The following is a 22,320-nucleotide window of genomic DNA, read 5'->3' as shown; positions in this document are numbered from 1 at the left end:
CGTCCGGCCTCACGCCCCGGACGGGCTGGGATCACGCACCCGCCCACCGAGTCCGGACTCGGGCGGCGGACGGGGCGAGTGGGTAATCGTCCGGGGACCCGGGGGCCAGGGGCTGGGGGGAATGCGACCGCCCGGCTAAGCGTTTGCTCAGGCATCTGGTATGACGGTGTATACGCACGCAAGACACCGAGATCGGAGCCGGGCCCCATGGGCGAGCAGCACACCGTGAAGTTCCCGCAAGACGTCGTCGCCGAGTACGCCGCCCTCGGGGTGGATCTCCCGGCGCTCTTCTCCGCCGGGCATCTGGGCAACCGTATGGGCGTCCGGATCGTCGAGGCGGCGGCGGAGCGCGTGGTCGGCACCATGCCGGTGGAGGGCAACACCCAGCCGTACGGACTGCTCCACGGCGGCGCGTCGGCCGTGCTGGCGGAGACGCTGGGCTCGATCGGCTCGATGCTGCACGGCGGCAGCACCAGGATGGCGGTCGGGGTGGACCTCAACTGCACCCATCACCGGGGTGTGCGTTCCGGGCTGGTGACCGGGGTCGCGACGCCGGTGCACCGCGGGCGCTCGACGGCGACGTACGAGATCGTGATCACCGACGATCAGGGCAGAAGGGTCTGTACCGCCCGGCTGACCTGCATGCTGCGGGAAGTGCGTCCCGGTGACGCCGACCTGCTGCCGGGCGCGCCGGGCTCCGGTCCCGCGTAGCACCCCCGTTCAACGCGCCACCACCCGGCGGCCCCGCCGGGTGGTCACCGGCCCGCCCTCGACGATCACCCAACAGCAGCCCCGCCCTCCGCGGCGGTCACCCGGGGACTCGTTGTGTCACCGATCGTGACGGTTTAGCGTGCCGCCATGGGGACCTCATGGCACACCCCGATCCGGCACACCCTGGGCACACTTCTCCTCATATTGGCCCTCGGCGGCTGCACGGCGCCCCCATCCGCCCCACCGCCCGCGACGGCAACTCCCGCCCCGCAGAAGACCTCACTTGCCGACATCTGCACCAAACTTGTTGCCTATTGGGCGAAAGAGGCGCTGAAGGGCGGTAAGTGGGCGGGGCTCGACTGGGAGCAGAAAGGGCTCTCCAACGAGCAGTACGACCTCCACGAAGAGGTCGTCGCGGCGGCCCGCGCCGAGGAGAGACGCCTGGGCCGCCGGGCGGCCCTCACTCTGATCGACGCCCGGACCAGACAGGAGTGCCGGGCACTGAACGGGGCCACGGGCAGCTCGGAGAACTGGCGGCCACCAGGGTGAGCGGCGGCACCGGATACCCGTACCCGCCGTCCGACCGCCGACCATTGTCCGTGGTCAGTACACCGGAACCGCCGCGTTCCCCCGGCATCCCGACTCGGCTCCGCCACCGCCGGAGCGCCCCCGGTCCGGGGTGGGGCCCTCCCCGGCGAGACCATGACCCCGGGGCTCCGACCACCACCGGGAACACTCCGCAGGGCAGCACGCGCCGAACCTCGCACACAGCGAACCGTCAGCCGCCAACCCGGCCACCGCACCCGGGCGTTCACCCCTGTCCGCTGCCTGTGATCCAGCGTCCGGAGTCCGGCCGACGGCCCGGCGCACACCGATGACCGGGGCTCCGGCTCAAGCGCCGAAGGGCCGTGCGCCCCCTCTCCGGACACCCCGGGCGAACTTCACGCGACCGCGGCGCAACACCGCGTGGCCCCACCATGGACCTTGAAGATCACCTTCGCTGAACTTCACTCTCCGTAATAATGGAGAGATCGACAAAACAACGCCCGCCCCACGCCCTTTCCGTACGGGCGAACTCGCCCCCAATCCCGGGTCCGGACCCATGCCAATCACACCAAGATCACCTCAAGCGCCTTGGTGGAACAGGGCATTCTCAGCATGTGAACGGGCGCGCCGACGGGGCCGCGCCCGGTCCGCCCACGCGTGATCTGAGCGATTTTTGAGCTTGGCATAACAAGAGAGTCACATCCTGACCCCGAGACTGCCCCACCCAACCACCTGCGCTTAGAGTCACCGCCAGTCACCGCGCCGCCGGGCAATACCAGCACGGCGCATTCCCGTACGGCCCGGCGACCAAACGGCACCTCAGGGGAGGGCCGTGCCAGGGAAAGGACTTATCGTGCGAAACCGTTCCTTGCTCATACTCACCACCGTGGTCACCACGGGAGCGCTCACCCTCACCGCCTGCGGATCGCGCGACGACAGCTCCGGCGACGGGGACACGGACAAGACGACCACCGTCGTCATCGGCCTCGACGCTCCTCTGACGGGTTCGCTCTCCGCGCTCGGCCAGGGCATCAAGAACTCGGTCGAGCTGGCGGCCAGGACCGCCAACAAGGACAAGGTGGTGCCCGGCGTCGAGTTCAAGGTCGAGTCCTTCGACGACCAGGCCGTGCCCGCGTCCGGCCAGGCCAATGCCGTCAAGCTGGTCGGTATGAAGGACGTCCTCGGTGTCGTCGGCCCGCTCAACTCCGGGGTCGCGCAGTCGATGCAGGGTGAGTTCGGCAGGGCCAACCTGGTCCAGATCTCCCCGGCCAACACCAACCCGTCGCTGTCGCAGGGCGACAAGTGGGGCTCGGGCGACAAGAAGCGCCCCTTCAAGACCTACTTCCGCACCGCCACCACCGACGTCATCCAGGGCAAGTTCGCCGCCCAGTACCTGTTCAACGAGGCCAAGAAGAAGAAGGTCTACGTCGTCGACGACAAGCAGACCTACGGCGCCGGTCTCGCCGCGATCTTCGCGGAGGAGTTCAAGCGCCTCGGCGGCACCGTCGCCGGCACCGACAACGTCACGGTGAAGGAGACCGACTTCTCCGGCACCGCCGACAAGGTCAAGGCGTCCGGCGCGGACTCGGTCTTCTTCGGCGGCCAGTACCCCGAGGGCGGCCTGCTCTCCGACCAGGTCAAGAAGGCCGGCGCGAACATTCCCACCATGGGCGGCGACGCGCTCTACGACCCCGCCTTCATCAAGGCGTCCGGCCAGTCGAACGACGGTGACCTCGCGACCTCGGTCGGCTACCCGATCGAGCAGCTCTCGACCGCGAAGAAGTTCATCGACGACTACAAGGCGGCCGGGTTCAAGGACCCGTACGCAGCGTACGGCGGCTACTCCTACGACGCCGCCTGGGCCATCATCCAGGCCGTGAAGACGGTCGTCGACGCCAACGACGGCAAGGTCCCCTCCGACGCCCGCGCCAAGGTCACCGAGGCCGTGTCCCAGGTCTCCTTCGACGGTGTGACCGGCAAGGTCGCCTTCGACGAATACGGTGACACGACGAACAAGCAGCTCACGGTCTACACCGTCAAGAACGGCGCCTGGACCTCGATCAAGAGCTCGACCTTCGAGGACTGACCCGAACCTCAGCCCCGCAGCACTTGACCTTCATGCCGCGCGAGGGCGCAAACAGCGCCCTCGCGCGGAGTCATATCCGACACGCTCATCGGAGGCCCTGCGGTGAACGAACTGCCGCAACAGCTGGCCAACGGCCTTGCCCTCGGTGCCCTCTACGGCCTCATCGCCATCGGGTACACCATGGTCTACGGCATTGTCCAGCTCATCAACTTCGCCCATGGCGAGATCTTCATGATCGGGGGCTTCGGCGCCCTCACCACCTATATGGCGCTCCCTGACGGGATCTCACTGTTCGTGGCAGTCCCGCTCATGATCATAGGTGGCGCCGTCGCGGCGGTCGCCGTCGCCACGGCAGCGGAGCGGTTCGCGTACCGGCCCCTTCGAGGCGCACCCAGGCTGGCCCCGCTGATCACCGCGATCGGTCTGTCCCTCGCCCTGCAGCAGGCCGTCTGGGCCTGGTATCCCGATGCCAAGAAGGCCCGGAGTTTCCCGGAGTTCACGGGTAGCTCCTTCAAGATCCTCGACAATCTCGCCATCCAGCGTGCCGACGCGTTCCTCCTGGTGCTCGCCCCGCTGTGCATGTTCGCCCTCGGCTTCTTCGTCTCGAAGAGCCGCAGCGGACGGGCCATGCAGGCGACCGCGCAGGACCCGGACACCGCGAAGCTCATGGGCATCAACACGGACCGCATCATCGTGATGGCCTTCGCCATCGGCGCGGCGTTCGCCGCGATCGCGGCGGTCGCCTACGGTCTCGACAAGGGGCAGATCCACTACGAGATGGGCTTCATCCTCGGGCTGAAGGCGTTCACCGCGGCGGTGCTCGGCGGCATCGGCAATATCTACGGAGCCATGGTCGGCGGAGTCGTCCTCGGCCTCGCCGAGGTGATGTCCATCGCGTACATCGCGGAGATACCCGGCATGCAGCAGCTCGGCGGTGGCGCCTGGTCCAACGTCTGGGCATTCGTACTTCTCATCCTCGTGCTCCTGGTCAGGCCGCAGGGTCTGCTCGGTGAGCGCGTCGCGGATCGGGCGTGAGGGCGATGACCGACACCACAAAGACCGCGGACATCACACCCGCGGACAGCGAATCCCGTACCGCCGCACTCCGGTGGGTCACGGCGTTCGGCGGCCTCGCCACCGTCGCCAGCACCTTTATGTCCTGGACGTTCACCGATGAGTTCCCCGGCGATCTGACCGTCTACGGATACCCGGGCGGCCTGCAGGTTCTCACCCTGCTGGCCGGAGTGCTCATCGTTGTGCACGCCCTGAGCGCGCTCGGCGTCAAGGGCCTCGGCTGGCTCGCGCCCGCCGGCACGACCAGGGCGCTGAGGCTGCTCGCCCTCGGGGCCCTCGGCACCACCTGGTACACCGTCATCGCCATCGCGGCCAAGCTCGGCGGTGTGGTGAACCTGGAGCCGGGCGGTTTCGTCGCGGCCGTGGCGTCCCTCATACCACTGGTGGCGTTCCGGCTCCCCGACGACACCCGCAAGGCCAAACGGGCGAAGGAACTCCCCTCCTGGGCCGAGATCCTGATCATCGTGGCGGTGTTCGGTACCGGGCTGTACGTCATCACCTACGGCATCGACACCGAGTACGCCGAGCTGTTCACCGGCTATCTCATCATCGTCGGCTTCGCCGCCGCCGCGATCGTCAAGTCCGGCCTGCTGGCCAGGATCTCGGACCTGACCACCAAGTACCGCCAGGTGACCGTCGTCGCCGCGTTCGCCGCCGCAGCGGCGTTCCCCTTCACCCAGAGCACCGACACCTACACGCTCATCGCGGTCAACATCCTCATCTTCGCGACCGTGGCCCTGGGCCTGAACATCGTCGTCGGCCTGGCGGGCCTGCTCGACCTCGGTTACGTGGCCTTCCTCGGCGTCGGCGCCTACACGGCCGCCCTCGTCTCCGGATCGACGGCGTCCGTCTTCGGCGTGCAGTTCCCCTTCTGGGCGGCCGTCCTCACCGGCGCGGCCGTATCACTGATCTTCGGTGTCGTGATCGGCGCTCCGACCCTGCGGCTGCGCGGCGACTACCTCGCCATCGTGACCCTGGGCTTCGGTGAGATCTTCCGTATCACCGTCAACAATCTGGACGGCACCTCCGGGCCCCGGCTCACCAACGGCCCCAACGGCGTCCCCAACATCCCGGACCTGGAGTTCTTCGGGTACAACTTCGGCGAGCCCCACACCGTGCTGGGCGTCGAACTGGGCGCGTACGCCAACTACTACCTGCTGATGCTGCTGGCGATGATCGTCGTCGTCCTGGTCTTCAGCCGGGCGGGCAACTCCCGGATCGGCCGTGCCTGGGTCGCCATCCGCGAGGACGAGACCGCGGCGACCGCCATGGGCATCAACGGCTTCCGGGTGAAGCTGATCGCCTTCGCCCTCGGCGCGACCCTCGCCGGTCTCGCCGGAACGGTACAGGCCCATGTCCAGCACACCGTGGTCCCGGAGATGTACGTCTTCGCCGGTCCGGTGCCCCCGAACTCGGCCTTCCTGCTGGCGGCCGTCATCCTCGGCGGTATGGGCACGATCAGCGGCCCGCTGATCGGCGCCACCCTGCTCTATATGATCCCGGCGAAGCTCCAGTTCCTCCAGGACTACCAGCTCCTCGGCTTCGGCATCGCCCTGATCCTGCTGATGCGCTTCCGTCCCGAAGGTCTCATCGCCAACCGCCGTGCGCAGCTGGAGTTCCACGAGACCGATCAACTCGACACCCCGGACCAGGGACGTCCCGACTCCGGCGTCAGCATCGCCAAGGCGGGGGCGTGAACGGCATGACGACGACCACCACCACGAAGGCCACGGCCGAGGCAGTGCTCGAAGCCAGCGGAGTGACCATGCGCTTCGGCGGTCTGACCGCCGTACGCTCGGTCGATCTCACGGTCCGCACCGGCGAGATCGTCGGTCTCATCGGCCCCAACGGCGCCGGCAAGACCACCTTCTTCAACTGTCTGACCGGTCTCTACGTCCCCACCGAGGGCAGGGTCAGCTACAAGGGCGCCGTCCTGCCGCCGAAACCCCATCTGGTCACCAAGGCGGGCGTGGCCCGCACCTTCCAGAACATCAGGCTCTTCCCCAATATGACGGTCCTGGAGAACGTCCTCGTCGGACGGCACACCCGGACCAAGGAGGGCCTGTGGTCCGCACTGCTGCGCGGCCCCGGTTTCAAGAAGGCCGAGGCCGCCTCGCACCAGCGGGCCATGGAACTCCTGGCGTTCACCGGCCTCGACCACAAGGCCGACCATCTGGCCCGCAATCTGCCCTACGGCGAGCAGCGCAAGCTGGAGATCGCCCGGGCGCTGGCGAGCGATCCGGGGCTGCTGCTCCTGGACGAGCCGACGGCCGGTATGAATCCGCAGGAGACCAGGACCGCCGAGGACCTCATCTTCGCCATCCGGGACCAGGGCATCGCCGTGCTCGTCATCGAGCACGACATGCGCTTCATCTTCAATCTCTGCGACCGGGTTGCCTGTCTGGTGCAGGGGGAGAAACTCGTCGAGGGCACGCCCGAGGTCGTCCAGGGCGATGAGCGGGTGATCGCCGCCTATCTGGGCACCCCCTTCGACGGAGCGCCCGGAGCGGAGGAAGTCGCGGAGGTCGAGGCGGCCGAGGCGGAGGCACAGAGCGGCACCAGCACCGCCACCGGCCCGGAAGGGGAAGCCCAGTGACCGCACTGCTAGAGGTCGAGGACCTCAGGGTCGCCTACGGCAAGATCGAGGCCGTGAAGGGCATCTCCTTCAGCGTCGAGGCCGGGCAGATCGTCACCCTCATCGGGACGAACGGCGCGGGCAAGACCACCACCCTGCGTACGCTCTCCGGACTGCTGAAGCCCACCGCCGGACGGATCCACTTCGACGGCAGGCCGCTCACGGGCGTTCCGGCGCACAAGATCGTGTCGCTGGGCCTGGCCCACTCCCCCGAGGGCCGGCATATCTTCCCCCGGCTGACGATCGCGGAGAACCTCCAGCTCGGTGCGTTTCTGCGGACGGACAAGGCGGGTATCCAGCGGGACATCCAACGGGCCTACGAGCTGTTCCCGATCCTGGGAGAGCGCAGCAAGCAGGCCGCGGGCACTCTCTCCGGCGGTGAGCAGCAGATGCTGGCCATGGGCCGGGCCCTGATGTCCCAGCCGAAGCTGCTGATGCTGGACGAGCCCTCCATGGGACTGTCGCCGATCATGATGCTGAAGATCATGGCGACGATCTCGGAGCTGAAGGCGCAGGGCACCACGATTCTGCTGGTCGAGCAGAACGCCCAGGCCGCGCTCTCGCTGGCCGATCGGGGGCATGTGATGGAGGTCGGCCGTGTCGTCCTGTCCGGCACCGGGCAGGATCTGCTCCACGACGAGTCCGTACGCAAGGCGTATCTCGGCGAGGACTGATCCGGGCCCGGGGCCGCCCCGCCGCGAGCCGGCCGGCGGGGTACCGGGACGACCGGCACGAAGACCAGCAGGGCCCGCGCTCCGGAAGGAGCGCGGGCCCTGCTCTGCTCTGTCCATAGCCGGACGGGTCCGTCGGCCGTGCCGGTCAGCGCTGTCCGCCGGTCCGCCGGCCTCCGCCGAGGGGCCCGCCTACTGGCCGCCCTTGGCCGCCTTCTTCTCCTCCGCGTCCTCGATGACCGCCTCGGCGACCTGCTGCATCGACAGCCGCCGGTCCATGGAGGTCTTCTGGATCCAGCGGAACGCGGCGGGCTCGGTCAGCCCGTACTCCGTCTGGAGAACACTCTTCGCGCGGTCGACGAGCTTACGGGTCTCCAGCCGCTGGGAGAGATCGGCGACCTCCTTCTCCAGCGCCCTCAGCTGGGTGAAGCGGGAGACGGCCATCTCGATGGCGGGCACCACATCGCTCTTGCTGAAGGGCTTGACGAGATAGGCCATGGCCCCCGCGTCCCGCGCCCGTTCCACCAGATCGCGCTGGGAGAAGGCGGTGAGCATCAGTACGGGTGCGATGGATTCCTCGGTGATCTTCTCCGCCGCCGAGATGCCGTCGAGGACGGGCATCTTCACATCAAGGATGACCAGGTCGGGCCGGTGTTCCCGGGCCAGCTCGACGGCCGCCTGACCGTCCCCGGCCTCACCGACGACCGCGTATCCCTCTTCCTCCAGCATCTCTTTGAGGTCGAGCCGGATGAGGGCCTCGTCCTCGGCGATCACGACGCGGGTCGTGAGCGGAGGGACATGGGACTTGTCGTCGTCGGCGACGGGGTGGGGCTGGTCGGGGGCGGTCACAGGACTCCTCATTCCAAGGCAGGGTGCTCCCCATGAGACTACCCAGCTCCTGTATGGTTGGGGCACGAAGGGTGTTCGTAGTCCTTAGTTTCCAAGGGCGCCCCGGTAGCCCAGCGGTAGAGGCAATGGTCTCAAACACCATCCAGCGTGGGTTCGAATCCCACCCGGGGTACTTTCCCTCACATTCCAAGGTCATAGATGAGGCCCCTCCGCGGAGGGGCCTCGGTGCGTCACCCGGGGGAATCACTCTCCCCGATGTGGTGTACACGCACCAAGTTGGTCGACCCCGGCACTCCGGGCGGGGAACCCGCCGTGATCACCACGATATCGCCGCGCTCACAGCGTCCGATCTTCAGAAGTTCCTCGTCGACCTGGGCGACCATCGCGTCCGTGGACTCGACATGGGGGCCGAGGAAGGTCTCCACACCCCAGACCAGATTCAGCTGGGAGCGGGTGGCCGGGTCGGGCGTGAAGGCCAGCAGCGGAATCGGTGAGCGGTAACGGGAGAGCCGCTTGACCGTGTCCCCGGACTGGGTGAACGCCACCAGGAACTTCGCGCCGAGGAAGTCCCCCATCTCGGCCGCCGCCCGGGCGACCGCCCCGCCCTGCGTACGGGGCTTGTTGCGCTCGGTCAGCGGGGGCAGCCCCTTGGCGAGCACGTCCTCCTCGGCCGCCTCGACGATACGGCTCATCGTGCGCACCGTCTCCACGGGGTACTTGCCGACGCTGGTCTCGCCGGAGAGCATCACCGCGTCCGTGCCGTCGATGACCGCGTTCGCCACATCGGACGCCTCGGCGCGCGTGGGGCGGGAGTTGTCGATCATCGAGTCCAGCATCTGGGTGGCGACGATGACCGGCTTGGCGTTGCGCCGGGCGAGCTTGATCGCACGCTTCTGGACGATCGGCACCTGCTCCAGGGGCATTTCGACGCCGAGGTCGCCGCGCGCGACCATGATGCCGTCGAAGGCCGCCACGATGTCGTCGATGTTCTCGACGGCCTGGGGCTTCTCCACCTTGGCGATGACGGGGAGCCGGCGGCCCTCGTCGTCCATGATCCGGTGCACGTCGACGATGTCCCGCCCGCTGCGCACGAACGAGAGGGCGATGATGTCCGCACCGGTCCGCAGCGCCCAGCGGAGGTCCTCGATGTCCTTCTCCGAGAGCGCCGGCACGGAGACCGCGACACCGGGGAGGTTCAGGCCCTTGTTGTCGGAGACCATGCCGCCCTCGACGACGGTGGTGTGCACCCGGGGGCCGTCAACGGCGGTGACCTCAAGGGTCACCTTGCCGTCGTCGACGAGGATGCGCTCCCCCGTGGTGACATCGCCGGCGAGCCCGTCGTACGTGGTGCCGCAGAGATTGCGGTCACCCTCCGTCTCCTCGACGGTGATGACGAATTCATCTCCGCGTTCAAGGAGTACGGGCCCCTCGCGGAAGCGGCCGAGCCGGATCTTCGGACCTTGAAGGTCGACGAGGACCCCGACGCTGCGCCCCGTCTCGTCGGACGCCTTGCGGACGCGCTCGTAGCGCTCCTCGTGCTCGGCGTACGAGCCGTGGCTGAGGTTGAGGCGGGCGATGTCCATTCCGGCCTCGACCAATGCCTTGATCTGGTCGTAGGAGTCCGTGGCGGGACCCAGGGTGCAGACGATTTTTGCTCGGCGCATGGGCTGAGCCTATTGCTTACCGGCGGGTAGAGAATTGGTACCGCATGACTGCCCAACATCCTTTGCGTTAACGCTTATTGACAAGTGTTGAATTGTGCGGAGAGGTGCTCCGATGAGCATTTCGGGGCGCCGCTGCGTGAATGCGCGGTGGCTTTGGGTCACAACTCGGGGGGCGTGATCGTGAAACGGGCGTTCACCTGTGCGTAGACGGTCTGGCGGCGGGGTTCCAGATCGAGGGCCGGGGCAGCCTCGGCGGCACCCGCGAAGCTGCCCGCGCGGGTGCCCGACGGAACCGGCAGGGCCGCGCTGTAGGCCGTCGGCGCCTCCGCGCCCAGATCGGCCAGCTCGACCAGGGCGGTCAGCCGGGCGCCCAGCGCGCCCGCGTACTCCCGGGCCCGCTTGACGGCCTCCAGCACCGCCCGGCGGCGGGCCTCGCCATGGGCGGGCGAGTCGGGCCGCAGCGCCCACCAGGGGCCGCCGACACTGCTCAGTTCCAGATCGGCGAGACGGGTGGTCAGCTCACCGAGCGCGGTGAAGTCGGAGAGCGTGGCCCCCAGATGGACATGGCCGTGGTACGTACGGACGCGCTCGCCCCTGCCGTGGCGGGTCAGCTCCGGGGTGATGGAGAAGGCGCCGGTCTCCAGCTTCTCCACCGCGTCACCGTAGGACTTGATCAGCTCCAGGGCCGCGGAGTTGCGGCGGGTGAGGTCCTCCAGCGCGCTGCGCCGGTCCGTTCCGCGGGCCTTGACGGAGACCGAGATCCGCGCGATCTCCGGATCGAACTCCAGCCGGGCCTCACCCCTCACCGCGACCCGGGGTGCCTCGGGGGTGCCGAAGGGCGCGGCGGCGGGCGGTGCGCCGGGTACGGGTACGTCGGTGGTCACGTGCTCTCTCCCTCTCCCCAAAGCCGGCTCAGGGCCGGGGCGGGCGGGCGCGCCGCCGGGCCTCGGCGTCCGGCGCCGGGCGTCGCGCGGTGTCGGCCGCCCGGCGTCCGCCGCCGTACCGACACTCTCACATTCCCCGGCACCCGGCGGCGAGTGCCCGGGGAAACCGGCGGGCACCCGGCCGCGCCCTCGCCGGCGTCCGACCTCAGGCTCCGTGGGCCAGGGGCGTGAGTTCCCTGCCCTGCCCCGGGATCACGGGCTCCTGGTGCCGCTCCAGCCCGAAGCTGGTGAAAGCGGTGCGACGGGGCATCGGATACGGCTCCCGCCCGGTGACCGAGTTGAGGATCCCCGCGTTGCGCCAGGCCACGAGGCCGAGATCGGGGGCGCCCACGCCATGGGAGTGGGTCCCGGCGTTCTGCACGTACAGCGAGCCGGTCACCGAGGAGTCCAGGACCATCCGGGACTCCTCGTCGATACGCGGCCGTCCGGCCGAGTCGTACCGCATATACGGGTCGAGCCCGGCGAGCATCGGGCCGAGCGGGCGCTCGCGGTAGCCGGTGGCGAGGACGACGGCGTCCGTGGTGAGCCGGGAGCGGGTGCCCTGCCGGACATGCTCCAGATGGAGTTCGACCTTGGTGGTGGCGACCCGGCCCGCCGTGCGGACCAGCACCCCGGGGGTCAGCACGGCGTCCGGCCAGCCGCCGTGCAGGCTGCGCCGGTACAGCTCCTCGTGGATCGCGGAGACGGTCCCCGCGTCGATGCCCTTGTGGAGCTGCCACTGGCCCGGAAGGAGTTGGTCGCGCGTCTGCTGGGGCAGCGCGTGGAAGTAGCGGGAGTAGTCGGGCGTGAAGTGCTCAAGACCGAGCTTGGAGTACTCCATCGGCGTGAACGCCTCCGTACGGGCCAGCCAGTGCAGCCCCTCGGCCCCGGCCGGGCGCGCCTTCAGCAGATCGAGGAAGACCTCCGCGCCCGACTGGCCCGAGCCGACGACGGTGACATGCCCGGCGGCGAGGAGCCGGTCGCGGTGCGCCAGATAGTCGGCGGAGTGGATCACCGGGACGGCGGGGGCGTCGGTCAGGGGGCGCAGCGGGTCGGGGACGTACGGCTCGGAGCCGACGCCGAGTACGACGTTGCGGGCGTGGGTACGGCCCAGGGCCTCCACCTCGCCCTCGGCGTCGAGCTGGGTGAAGTCGATCTCGAACAGGTCGCGTTCGGGGTTCCAGCGGACCGCGTCGATCTGGTGGCCGAAGCGCAGGGACGGCAGATTGCCGCTGACCCAGCGGCAGTAGGCGTCGTACTCGGCGCGGTGGATGTGGAACTTCTCGGCGAAGTAGAACGGGAAGAGCCGCTCGCGCGAGCGGAGATAGCTGAGGAAGCTCCAGGGGCTCGACGGGTCGGCGAGGGTCACCAGGTCGGCGAGGAACGGGACTTGCAGGGTCGTTCCTTCGATCAGGATCCCCGAGTGCCAGCTGAAGTGGGGGCGCTGGTCGTAGAACGCGGCGTCCAGGCCGCCGTGGACGCCGTCGGCGAGCGCGGCCAGGGAGAGGTTGAACGGGCCGATGCCGATGCCCACGAGGTCCCGGGGACGGGAGTCTCCCCAGGGGCCCGGAGCGGGGGCGCTCCCCGCGGAGGTCTCCTGGGTCGTTGCGGAGGATTCGGTTGCGGAGGATTCGGTTGCGGGGGATCCGGTTGCGGGGGATCCGGTTGCGGGCGTGCCGGTCATCTGCGGGTGCCGCCTTCCACGAGTTCGATCAGTTTCCGGAGGTCGCCGGGGGTGGCGTGAGGGTTGAGCAGGGTGGCCTTCAGCCAGAGCCGCCCATCGGCGGTGGCCCGTCCGAGGACGGCGCGGCCCTCGGTGAGCAGGGCCCGGCGGATCTCGGCGATCGTGCCGTCGCTGACCCCGGCGGGCCGGAACAGCACGGTCGTCAGGGCCGGCCGCGCCCACAGTTCGAGCCCGGGGGCGGCCTCGATACGGTCGGCGAGTTCCTGGGCGAGGCGGAGCGTACGGTCCACCAGATCGGCCAGTCCGGTACGGCCCAGGGCCTTGAGGGTCACCGCGATCTTGAGGATGTCGGGCCGCCGGGTGGTGCGCAGCGAACGGCCGAGGAGGTCGGGGAGCCCGGCCTGGGTGTCGTCGTCGGGGTTGAGGTAGTCGGCGGTGACCGCGAGGGGGGCGAGACGGGTGCGGTCCCGTACCGCGAACAGTCCCGCGGCGACCGGCTGCCAGCCCAGTTTGTGCAGATCGAGGGTGACGCTGTGGGCGCGCTCGATACCGGCCAGCTCTGCCCGGTGGCGCGCGCTGAACAGCAGCGCGCCCGCGTAGGCGGCGTCCACGTGCAGTTCGGCGCCGTGGCGCTCGCACACTGAGGCGATCAGGGGCAGCGGATCGATCCGTCCGGTGTCCGTGGTCCCGGCGGTGGCGACGACCAGACGGGGCCCGGGGGTACGGGTGAGGGCGTCGTCCAGCGCGGCGGGGTCGAGGACGCCCCGGGGGGCCGGTACGACGACGGGCTCGGGCAGTCCCAGCAGCCAAGCGGCCCTTACCACGGAGTGATGGGTTCCGGCCGGACAGATCACCCGTACCGCGCCGTGGAGTTCGCGGGCGAGCAGCAGGGCGAGCTGGTTGGACTCGGTACCGCCGGTGGTGACCAGGGCGTCCGCGGTCGGTGTGCCCGGGTGCCCCGGATACACCTCGGCGGCCAGCACGGCCGTCACGGCCTTCTCCACCTCGGAGGGGGCCGGGGCCTGGTCCCAGGAGTCCAGTGAGGGGTTGAGCGCGCTGACGGCGAGATCGGCGGCGACGGCGAGAGCGAGGGGGGCGGTGTGGAGATGGGCGGCGCAGAGGGGGTCGGCTGGGTCCGCCGCGCCTTCCGCCGTCGCGTGGACGAGGTGTCGGAGCGCGGGCTCGGCGCCGGTGCCGTGGGTGGGGAACACCTCGCCGAGCGCTTCCCGGGTCCGGGCGGCGACGGCGTCGGGCCCGCCCTTCGGGAAGGGGCCGCCGCGGGCCGCCGCGCCGGTGCGGAGGGCGTCGAGGGCGACGGCGAGGAGCGTGCGGAGGGCGTCCGGCCCACGGGGGTCCCCTCCGGGGTGGCCGTCTCCGGGTGGGCCGTCCCCGGGGTGGCTGTGTTCGGGGTGGCCGTCCCCGGGGTGGCTGTGTTCGGGGCGGTCGTCTTCGGGGTGGCCGTCTTCGGCGGGGGCGGGGGCCGTGGGGGCGGGTCCGTGGTGGCCGGGGGGCCTGGGGGCGGGTTCCGTACCGCCCCGTCCGGTGCCGCCGGGGGTGCCGGCGAGCGAGGGTGTGCGGGGCACGGTCATCGCGGGCTCCTCCGGTGGTGGGCGGCGCCCCCGGGTGGAGGGGGTGCGTGTGCTCAACGAGCCGGAGGGGCGGGAGGTGTTGGGGTGGGACGCGGTGTCGCGGGTGCGGGCGGGTGCGGGCCCTTGCCGGGGCGCTGCCCCGGACCCCGCTCCTCAAACGCCGGAGAGGCTGAAAATGCCCGCCCTGGTCCGAGGCGCCCTACGGGAAAAACCGGATACGGGCGCCGGCACGAAGCCCCTCACCGACGGGAACACCGGCAGACAACCGCACGACCCGGCGCGGGCCCCTGCCGGGGCGCCGCCCCGGACCCCGCTCCTCAAACGCCGGAGAGGCTGAAAATGCCCACCCCAGCCCCGGGAAACACGGTGGCACACACAGCTGCCAGAACACCGGAGAGGCTGAAATGCCCGCCCCGGCCCCGGGAAATACGGTGGCACGCGCGGCCCCGGAGCGCCGGGGAGTCGGAGGAAGCCGCCCCCGCGGGTAGCCGCGGGGGGCCGGGCCTCGGGGGTCAGGCGGACGGGGGGCGGGTGGAGAGGGCGCGGCGGAGGTCGTCGAGCTGGTCGGCGAGCTTTCGGCGGAGGGCCGGGATCATGGAGGAGTCGTCGAGGCAGCTCTCACCCAGGTCCAGGGTCTCCCGGTCCACCGCGTGGAGCGGGAAGGCGTAGCGGCCCGCGGCGTCCGCGATGGCCGGGCCCCGGCGGTCGGCGAGGGCGACGGCGTCGGTGTAGTAACGCGGGATGTACTCCCGTACGAGATCGGCCTGTTCGGGCTGCCAGAAGCCCTGGGCGGTCGCGATGAAGAGGTAGTTGGAGAGCGTGTCGTCGGTGAAGAGGAGTTCCCAGGCCGCGGCCTTGGCCTCGGGGAGCGGGAGCGCCGCCCGGCATCGGGCCGCGCCCTCCTGGCCGGTCGCGCTGGGGTCGCGCCGCTCCTCCGCCGCGATCGCGGCCTCGTCGAGGGCGCCGAGGACGGCCAGCCGGTAGAGGATGCGCCAGCGCAGTTCGGGGTCGAGTTCGGGGCCGCCGGAGACGCTGCCGTCGGAGAGCCACTCCTGGATGGTCTCCGGCTGTGCGGCGGCGGCGATGTAGTGGCGTACGGCGATCAGGCGCAGACTGCCGTCGCTGCCGTCCTCCGTGCGACGCAGGAAGTCGCGGCAGATGTCCCGGATCGTGGCGAGCGCGGCGGGCCGGCGGTCGGCCGGCAGATACCGGTCCGCGATCTGGGTCGCCGCGAAGCCGAGGACGCCCTGCACGATCGCGAGGTCCGACTCGCGCGGCAGATGGGCACGGGCTGCGTCCAGATACTCCGTGGGCGCGAGTTCTCCGTCCCGGACCATGTCCCGGGCCGTGTTCCAGACGACCGCGCGGGACAGCGCTTCGGGCACGCAGCACAGGGAGCGTACGACCGTGTCCCAGGAGGTCGGGTCGAAGCGGACCTTGGCGTAGGTGGTGTCGTTCTCGTTGAGGACGACCAGCGACGGCCGGCGGCCGGGGTGGTCCTCGGCGGGCGCCCCGCCGTCCGGGACGTCCGTTTCGAAGCGCCCGCGCGGCACCAGCCGGTCCGGGTCGACCGGGTCGGTGTCGTACGCGGCGACGGCGACGCGGTGCGGACGGCTGCCGTTCTGCGTCACGGTCAGCGACCAGGTGCCGCCGACGTCGGTGACCACCGGCCTCAGTGTGTCGACACCGCTGGTCCGCAGCCAGGACTCCGCCCAGGCGTGCACATCGCGGTCGGTGGCCTGCGCGAGGGAGTCGATGAAGTCGGCGAGGGTCGCGTTTCCGAACCGGTGCCGGGCGAAGTGGATGTTGATACCGGCGAGGAAGTCCTTCTCCCCCATCCAGGTCACCAGCTGCCGCAGCGCGGACGCGCCCTTGGCGTACGAGATTCCGTCGAAGTTCAGCATCGCGGACGCGACGTCGGGGACGGCGTCCGGGGCGGGCGCGACCGGGTGGGTGGAGGGCCGCTGGTCGGCGTCGTAACCCCAGCCCTTGCGGTTGACGGCGAAGTCGACCCAGGTGTCGGTGAAGCGGGTCGCCTCGGTGAGGATCTGGTAGCCCATGTACTCGGCGAAGGACTCGTTCAGCCAGATGTCGTCCCACCAGGTGAGGGTGACCAGGTCGCCGAACCACATATGGGCCATCTCATGGGCGATGACCATGGCGCGGGTCTGGCGCTCCGTGTCGGTGACGGCGGACCGGTAGACGAACTCGTCGCGGAAGGTCACCAGCCCCGGGTTCTCCATCGCGCCCGCGTTGAACTCCGGTACGAACGCCTGGTCGTAGGAGTCGAAGGGGTAGGGCTCCTCGAACTTCTCGTGGTACCGGTCGTAGCACTGGCGCGTGATCTCGAAGAGCTCGTCGGCGTCCGCGTCGAGGTACGGGGCGAGCGAGCGGCGACAGTGCAGTCCGAAGGGGAGCCCGGCGTGCTCGGTGCGCACGGAGTGCCAGGGTCCGGCGGCGACGGCGACGAAGTAGGTGGAGAGCGGCGGGGTGGGCGCACAGGTCCAGGTGCCGTCGCCGTGGTCGGTGGCGACGGCGTTGCCCAGGACGCTCCAGCCCTCGGGCGCGGTCACGGACAGCTCGAAGACGGCCTTCAGATCCGGCTGGTCGAACGCGGCGAAGACCCGCTGGACGTCCTCCAGGAACATCTGGCTGTAGACATAGGTCTCACCGTCGGTGGGGTCCGTGAAGCGGTGCATCCCCTCGCCGGTGCGGGAGTAGCTCATGTCCGCCTCGACGGCCAGCTCGTGCTCGCCCGCGGTCAGCCCGGTCAGCGGGTACCGGTTCTCCGTGAGCGCCTCGGGGTCCAGCGGCCGTCCGTCGAGGGTGATGGAGCGCAGTATCGCGGGCCTGAGCTCGACGAAGGTGTCCCCGTCCGCGCGAGCGGTGAACTGTATGACGCTCCGGGAGCCGAAGATCTCTTCCCCGGTACGGGTGGGGGCGTCGGCCCCCACCGTCAGGTCGAGGGCGATCGTGTAGCGGTGGACGTCGAGGAGCTGGGCTCGGGTCTGCGCTTCGGCGCGCGTGAGTACGGGCATGGGGGCCATGCTGCCTGATGAGGGCCGGTTCGCACACGGGGTAGTGGTTGCGCTCTCAGCGCAGGGGCCCCGGGCCGGGTCAGCGGGGGTTCGCGGCGGGGTCCGACGGCGCCGTCACGGGGTTCGCCGCGATCGTCTCGTGGTGGCGGATCACCTCGGCGATGATGAAGTTCAGCAGCTTCTCCGCGAACGCGGGGTCCAGCCTGGCGCTCTCCGCGAGCTGTCGCAGCCGTTCGATCTGGCGGGCCTCGCGGGCGGGGTCCGCCGGGGGCAGCCGGTGCTGGGCCTTGAGGTGGCCGACCTGCTGTGTGCACTTGAAGCGCTCGGCGAGCATATGGACGACGGCGGCGTCGATGTTGTCGATGCTCCCGCGCAGGCGGTCCAGCTCGGCGCGCACGCCCTCGTCGATGTCCCTGGTCGTCATGGTCGTCGAGCTTACGGGCAGGTGGGGCGCCCCGGGGGCCGGGTCCGTGTGCCGGACACCCGGCCGGTCCGGGGCCGTGTGCGGGACGGTCGGCCGGTCCCGGGCCGTGTGCCGGGCGTCGGCAGGGGCCGGTTTCCGTCCCGGGACCGGTCGGCCCGGATTCCGTACCGTCCCGGCGGCCGTGTCCCGGTGAGCACGGGCGGGCCCGGTGTCCGGGCGCACCTGCGGCTGGTTTGAACACCTGCGTGCACGCCTACGGATGTACACCTGCGTCCGTGTACGGGCCCGGTGTCCGGGCATGCATGCTGCCGTACCCCGGTGCCGCGCACGTGCGTCCGCGTACGGGCCCGGCCGTATCCCGGTGACCGCGAGCCGACCCGGCTGCCGTACCCCGGTGGCCGCCCGCGGATCCGGTGTCGGTGTGCGTGGAACGGGCCGGCAGGGCGGGCAGCCGGGGCGCCGGGCCGGCCGGGCGCCTCGGACGCGATGTGCCGGGGCCGATCCCAGGCCGGCCCTACGAAACAGGACGGCCGGGGCGTGCACCGGACGTGGGACGGGGTGCCGATGGGGCAGGCGAGCGGCCTGCCCCACCACCACGGTCACACGACTAGAGCGTGGCAGCCGCGGCTCGGATCGCGGCGGCGAAGGTGGAGACCTCCGTGTAGACGCCCGGGTAGTTGGGCTGGGCGCAGCCCTCGCCCCAGCTGACGATGCCCACCTGTACCCAGGCGTTGGTGTTGTCCTTGCGGAACATCGGGCCGCCGGAGTCGCCCTGGCAGGTGTCGACACCGCCCTGCGGGTATCCGGCGCAGATCTCCTCGGAGGCGACGAGGCCCGGGTACGACCGCCGGCACGTCGCGTCGGAGACGAAGGGCACCTGGGCCTTGAGCAGATAGCGCTGCTGGGCCCCGCCCTCGCGGGCCGCTCCCCAGCCCGCGACGGTGAAGGTGCCGCTGTTGTACGCGGTGGTGCCGGCGATCTTCAGCGTCGGGAGGGCGATCGGCCGGGCGAGCTTGATCAGCGCCCAGTCCTTGCCGGTGCCGTTGTAGCCCGGGGCCTGGAGGACCTTGGTCGAGCGGACCTTTATGGCGCCGGTGCTCTGGAGGTCCACGACCCCGGCGGTGGCGGTGATGCTGGTGTTGCTGCCGGAGCCGGGGACGCAGTGCGCGGCCGTGAGGACGATCTGCTGGGTGTAGAGCGCGCCGCCGCAGCCCATGGAGAGTCTCACCATGAAGGGGAACTCACCCTGGGCGGCCCGGGTGCCGCCGACGACGGGCGCGGGGACGGCGGAGGCCGAGGTGGGCTGAAGGCTGATCGCGGCGAGGACGACGGCACCGGCCGCGGCGCATCTCTTGAACATACGGAGGAGCTTCAACGGGCTGCCTTTCGTGGGGGGTTCGGTCTGACGCCGAAGCCGTACCCAAGAAGTCCACGGCGCAAGACACCGTGAATCTGTCATGGGCCCGACAAGACGTGGTGGGATTATGTGGAGCCCGGAGCCCGCCACACAAGGCGCACTTTTCGGCCATGCCCCCGGCATGTCACCGGCCCGGATCCGCCGGGCGCTCCCCGTAGAGTTGGGTGGGACCGACCGTCGTACAGGGGGTACGGGACGTGGTGGCGAAGGGCAGCGGAAGCAGCGGTGGCGAGGTCGCGCACGGCTATCCGCACCTCGGCACCGTACGGGAGGCGATCACGGCGCTGCACCGGACGCTGTCGCCCGAGGCCCTCCTCTCCTACGCCCCGAGCGTGCTCCCGGCCGATGTGGCCTTCTCGGATCTGGACGACCTCCACCTCGGGGCGCAGCGGGTGGCCCGCGCGCTGGTGCAGCATCTGCATCTCCCGGACGCGCGGATGATCGTGAGCTTCCGGGAGATGCACCACGCGGCGAGTGTCGAACTGACCGCGGGACCGGAGTACTTCATCGAGCTCAACGACCGCTTCCGCACCCACCGCAGGGACATCGGGGCCGCCCTCGCCCATGAGATCACCCATGTGCTGCTGCACCGGCTCGGGCTGGCGTTCCCGGACACGGGCGCCAACGAGATCCTCACCGACACCGTGACCACGTATCTCGGCGCGGGCTGGCTGCTGCTCGACGCGTTCCGGGAGGACGGCGTCTCCAGCCAGAAGCTGGGCTATCTCACTCCGGAGGAGTTCGGATACGTCCTCGCCAAGCGGGCGCTGGCGTTCGACGAGGACCCCTCCGTGTGGTTCACCAGCCCGCAGGGGTACACGGCGTATACCAAGGGGCGCGCCCGGGCCCTGCGTGACGCGCAGCAGCCGCCGCTCACCACCGCGGGCTGGGCGGGCCGCCACCGTTACGCGAAGGACCGGCGGCACGCGCTGGAGAACGCCGGGCCGGGGCCGGGGAGCCCGGGCACCGGAGGCGGCCCGGCCGTGCCGTACGCCTTCGAGCACGGGCCCGACGGTATGCGCGTCTCCTTTCCCTGCCCCACCTGCCACCAGCGCATCCGGATCCCGGTGCGCGGGCGGGTGCGGGCCCGCTGCGGGCTCTGCCGCACGGTTCTGGAATGCGACACCTGAGCGGACTCCGTAGCCTCGGCGCATGAGTCGGGAACCGGAGCCGTCGGCGGCGGAGTTGTTCACGGCGCTGTACGAGGGCGACGAGGACGCCGTCGTACGGCTGCTGCGGGCCGGGCTCCCGGCCGACACCACGGACGGGGACGGACAGACCCCTCTCTATCTGACCGCCCTCCAGAACGATCTCTGCGCGGTGCGGCTGCTGCTGGCCGCGGGCGCCGAGCCCGAGCGGCCCAGCGGCTTCGAGGGCGGCGACCTCCCGCTGTGCGGGGCCGCGGTCGGCGGTCATACGGAGGTGGTGCGGGCGCTGCTCGCCGCGGGCGCACGGCCCGGCACGCCCGAGTCGATGGGCTTCACGGCGATGACCTGGGCGGTGCGGCAGGGGTACGCGGCCACCGTCCGGGTGCTGCTGGAGCACGGCGCCGACCCCGATCTCCCCGGCCCGCAGGGCGAGCCGCCCTTGGTGTCCGCCGTGCGCCGGGGCTCCCCGCCGACCGTACGGGCACTCCTGGAGCACGGCGCGAGTGCCAAGGAGGCGGCGCTGGCCGAGGCCCGCGCCCAGCTCGCGCTCGATGTCGGGGAGGAACTGCGCCGGGAACTCCTGGAGCCGTACGAGTCGGAGCACGAGACCGTCTCGCGCCGGGTGGCGGAGGACGGCGGAACGACCGTCGTCGTCGAGCTGCTGCGCGACGGCAGGCCCGCCGCGGGCAGGGAGCGGGGGTGCGGGCACGCGGCGATAGCGACGCTGCTGGAGGCCGAGCTCGGTATCCGGACCCCGTACGAGGAACTGGCGGGACGGGCGCTGGGCCGCGAGGGCCGCGACGGCCGCGGTGAACCCGGCGAACCCGGCGAACCCGGCCGACCCGGCGACCGCGAGCAGGACAACTGGATCGAGCAGGTGCGCACGCTGTGGCGGCGCGGCGGCGAGGAGACGTTCCAGGCCGCTGTCGCCTGGTGCGCGAGCGACGATCCCCGGCGGCGGGCCTTCGGGGCCGATGTGCTGGGGCATCTGGGGGTGACGGACGGAGCCCCGCCGGGGCCGTTCGGCGCGCGGGCGGTACCGGTGCTGCGGGAGACGGCACGGGAGGCGGTGCACCCCGAGCTGATCCGGGCGACCGTGCTCGCGCTCGGCCACCACGGCGATCCGGCCGCGCTGCCGGAGATCCTGCGCCATGCCGGGCACCCGCAGGCCCGGGTGCGCCTCCAGGTGGCGCAGGCGCTGTTCGGGCTGGTCCCCGGTGACCACACCGAGGGAGTCGGAGCGCTCATCGCCCTCAGCCGTGACGGGGACGAACGGATCAGGGACTGGGCGACGACCGCGCTGGCCGTCCTCGACACGGACGCGCCCGGGGTCCGCGAGGCACTGGCGGACCGGCTCGACGACCGGGACACCACGACGGCGGCGGAGGCGGTGGCTGGCCTGGCAAAGCGTCAGGATCCGCGCGCGATACCGGTGTTGATCCGGATCCTGGCGGACGAGGACCCGAAGGGGTACGCACGGCAGACGGCGCTTGACGCGGTGGGACTGATCGAGGACGAGAGCCTGCGGACCCGGCTGGAGGGGATCCACCCGAGGTGCCGGTAGGGCGCTTCCCCTGGATCCCGCCGGGCTCGCGCGCCCTGACACCGCCCGCTGTGTCCCGGGGCACGGGCGGCACCCCCGCCCGGGGCCGTACCGCCGGAAACCCCGCCGCGGGCCGGGCGCGGGGGACGGCCCGGGAACCCGTACGCCGCGCACTGTGGGTGACCGGCGGCCGGCGGTCACAGAGAGCGAGCGCCCCGGGGACCGACCGTAGAGAACCGGACGGAATCCGGAGGGAACAGGTCGGAATCGACGAGCAGTCCGCGAGGAAACCGTTGAGGCGGTGGCACCGGCTCCACT

The 22,320-nt window shown here is 70.8% G+C and carries 17 protein-coding genes and 1 tRNA gene; 10 read left to right on the top strand and 8 right to left on the bottom strand.

Annotated elements, in window-relative coordinates; translation table 11 throughout:
* Window positions 1-207: 207 nt before the first annotated feature.
* From ACIBCM_RS03070 to ACIBCM_RS03040, 7 genes are all read left to right on the top strand, one after another.
* Window positions 208-711, top strand: coding sequence for a PaaI family thioesterase (locus ACIBCM_RS03070; RefSeq protein WP_399239487.1), 504 nt, complete (start codon window positions 208-210; stop codon window positions 709-711).
* Between the two features lie 147 nt (window positions 712-858).
* Window positions 859-1,260 (top strand): hypothetical protein, encoded by a 402-nt coding sequence (locus ACIBCM_RS03065; RefSeq protein ID WP_399239485.1) that lies wholly within the window; start codon window positions 859-861, stop codon window positions 1,258-1,260.
* Window positions 1,261-2,110: 850 nt separating this feature from the next.
* Window positions 2,111-3,343 carry a branched-chain amino acid ABC transporter substrate-binding protein gene (locus tag ACIBCM_RS03060; protein ID WP_399239483.1) on the top strand — a complete coding sequence of 411 codons (1,233 nt, stop codon included), beginning with the start codon at window positions 2,111-2,113 and terminating at the stop codon, window positions 3,341-3,343.
* Between the two features lie 102 nt (window positions 3,344-3,445).
* On the top strand, window positions 3,446-4,378 hold the full coding sequence (locus tag ACIBCM_RS03055; RefSeq protein WP_399239481.1) for a branched-chain amino acid ABC transporter permease: 933 nt from the start codon (window positions 3,446-3,448) through the stop codon (window positions 4,376-4,378).
* 5 nt (window positions 4,379-4,383) lie between these two features.
* Entirely contained in the window at window positions 4,384-6,114 is a 1,731-nt protein-coding gene (locus ACIBCM_RS03050; protein ID WP_399239479.1) for a branched-chain amino acid ABC transporter permease, read from the top strand.
* Window positions 6,115-6,119: 5 nt separating this feature from the next.
* Window positions 6,120-7,013 carry an ABC transporter ATP-binding protein gene (locus ACIBCM_RS03045; protein ID WP_399239477.1) on the top strand — a complete coding sequence of 298 codons (894 nt, stop codon included), beginning with the start codon at window positions 6,120-6,122 and terminating at the stop codon, window positions 7,011-7,013.
* Window positions 7,010-7,726: an ABC transporter ATP-binding protein gene (locus ACIBCM_RS03040; protein WP_399239475.1), complete on the top strand. Its 717-nt coding sequence runs from the start codon at window positions 7,010-7,012 to the stop codon at window positions 7,724-7,726. Before ACIBCM_RS03045 ends, ACIBCM_RS03040 begins: the two co-directional genes overlap by 4 nt.
* A 189-nt stretch (window positions 7,727-7,915) precedes the next feature.
* Here ACIBCM_RS03040 and ACIBCM_RS03035 read toward each other — a convergent pair whose 3' ends face one another.
* The gene (locus ACIBCM_RS03035) at window positions 7,916-8,572 is read right to left on the bottom strand and encodes an ANTAR domain-containing response regulator (protein ID WP_399239473.1); all 657 of its coding nucleotides are present in this window, start codon (window positions 8,570-8,572) and stop codon (window positions 7,916-7,918) included.
* 99 nt (window positions 8,573-8,671) lie between these two features.
* Between ACIBCM_RS03035 and ACIBCM_RS03030 the strand changes: the two genes are divergently transcribed.
* Window positions 8,672-8,744: transfer RNA gene (locus tag ACIBCM_RS03030), tRNA-Leu, on the top strand.
* 58 nt (window positions 8,745-8,802) lie between these two features.
* On the opposite strand, the gene pyk is transcribed toward ACIBCM_RS03030, so the two are convergent.
* The 7 genes from pyk to ACIBCM_RS02995 all read right to left on the bottom strand — a co-directional run bounded on the left by pyk (window position 8,803) and on the right by ACIBCM_RS02995 (window position 19,254).
* Entirely contained in the window at window positions 8,803-10,236 is a 1,434-nt protein-coding gene (pyk, locus tag ACIBCM_RS03025) for a pyruvate kinase (protein WP_399239471.1), read from the bottom strand.
* A 158-nt stretch (window positions 10,237-10,394) separates the two neighbouring features.
* Window positions 10,395-11,120 carry an SIMPL domain-containing protein gene (locus tag ACIBCM_RS03020; protein ID WP_399239469.1) on the bottom strand — a complete coding sequence of 242 codons (726 nt, stop codon included), beginning with the start codon at window positions 11,118-11,120 and terminating at the stop codon, window positions 10,395-10,397.
* 205 nt (window positions 11,121-11,325) lie between these two features.
* Complete coding sequence (locus tag ACIBCM_RS03015; RefSeq protein ID WP_399239467.1) at window positions 11,326-12,843, bottom strand: lysine N(6)-hydroxylase/L-ornithine N(5)-oxygenase family protein; 1,518 nt, start codon at window positions 12,841-12,843, stop codon at window positions 11,326-11,328.
* Window positions 12,840-14,432 (bottom strand): pyridoxal phosphate-dependent decarboxylase family protein, encoded by a 1,593-nt coding sequence (locus ACIBCM_RS03010; RefSeq protein ID WP_399239465.1) that lies wholly within the window; start codon window positions 14,430-14,432, stop codon window positions 12,840-12,842. The genes ACIBCM_RS03015 and ACIBCM_RS03010 overlap by 4 nt, the downstream gene beginning before the upstream one ends.
* Window positions 14,433-14,944: 512 nt before the next feature.
* Complete coding sequence (pepN, locus tag ACIBCM_RS03005) at window positions 14,945-17,470, bottom strand: aminopeptidase N (protein WP_399239463.1); 2,526 nt, start codon at window positions 17,468-17,470, stop codon at window positions 14,945-14,947.
* A 79-nt stretch (window positions 17,471-17,549) separates the two neighbouring features.
* Entirely contained in the window at window positions 17,550-17,894 is a 345-nt protein-coding gene (locus tag ACIBCM_RS03000) for a chorismate mutase (protein ID WP_399239461.1), read from the bottom strand.
* A 607-nt stretch (window positions 17,895-18,501) separates the two neighbouring features.
* A complete protein-coding gene (locus tag ACIBCM_RS02995; protein ID WP_399239459.1) occupies window positions 18,502-19,254 on the bottom strand; it encodes a serine protease in 753 nt (250 codons plus the stop codon).
* A gap of 221 nt (window positions 19,255-19,475) precedes the next feature.
* Here ACIBCM_RS02995 and ACIBCM_RS02990 point away from each other — a divergent pair, with 221 nt between their 5' ends.
* Window positions 19,476-20,441 carry a hypothetical protein gene (locus ACIBCM_RS02990; RefSeq protein WP_399239457.1) on the top strand — a complete coding sequence of 322 codons (966 nt, stop codon included), beginning with the start codon at window positions 19,476-19,478 and terminating at the stop codon, window positions 20,439-20,441.
* Window positions 20,442-20,463: 22 nt separating this feature from the next.
* The gene (locus ACIBCM_RS02985; RefSeq protein ID WP_399239455.1) at window positions 20,464-22,023 is read left to right on the top strand and encodes an ankyrin repeat domain-containing protein; all 1,560 of its coding nucleotides are present in this window, start codon (window positions 20,464-20,466) and stop codon (window positions 22,021-22,023) included.
* The last annotated feature ends 297 nt before the right edge of the window (window positions 22,024-22,320 follow it).

The organism is Streptomyces sp. NPDC051018 (assembly GCF_044456085.1).
Lineage (GTDB): Bacteria > Actinomycetota > Actinomycetes > Streptomycetales > Streptomycetaceae > Streptomyces.
Note: the sequence above shows the minus strand (reverse complement) of the source record. Positions and strands in the feature narration are given on the sequence as shown.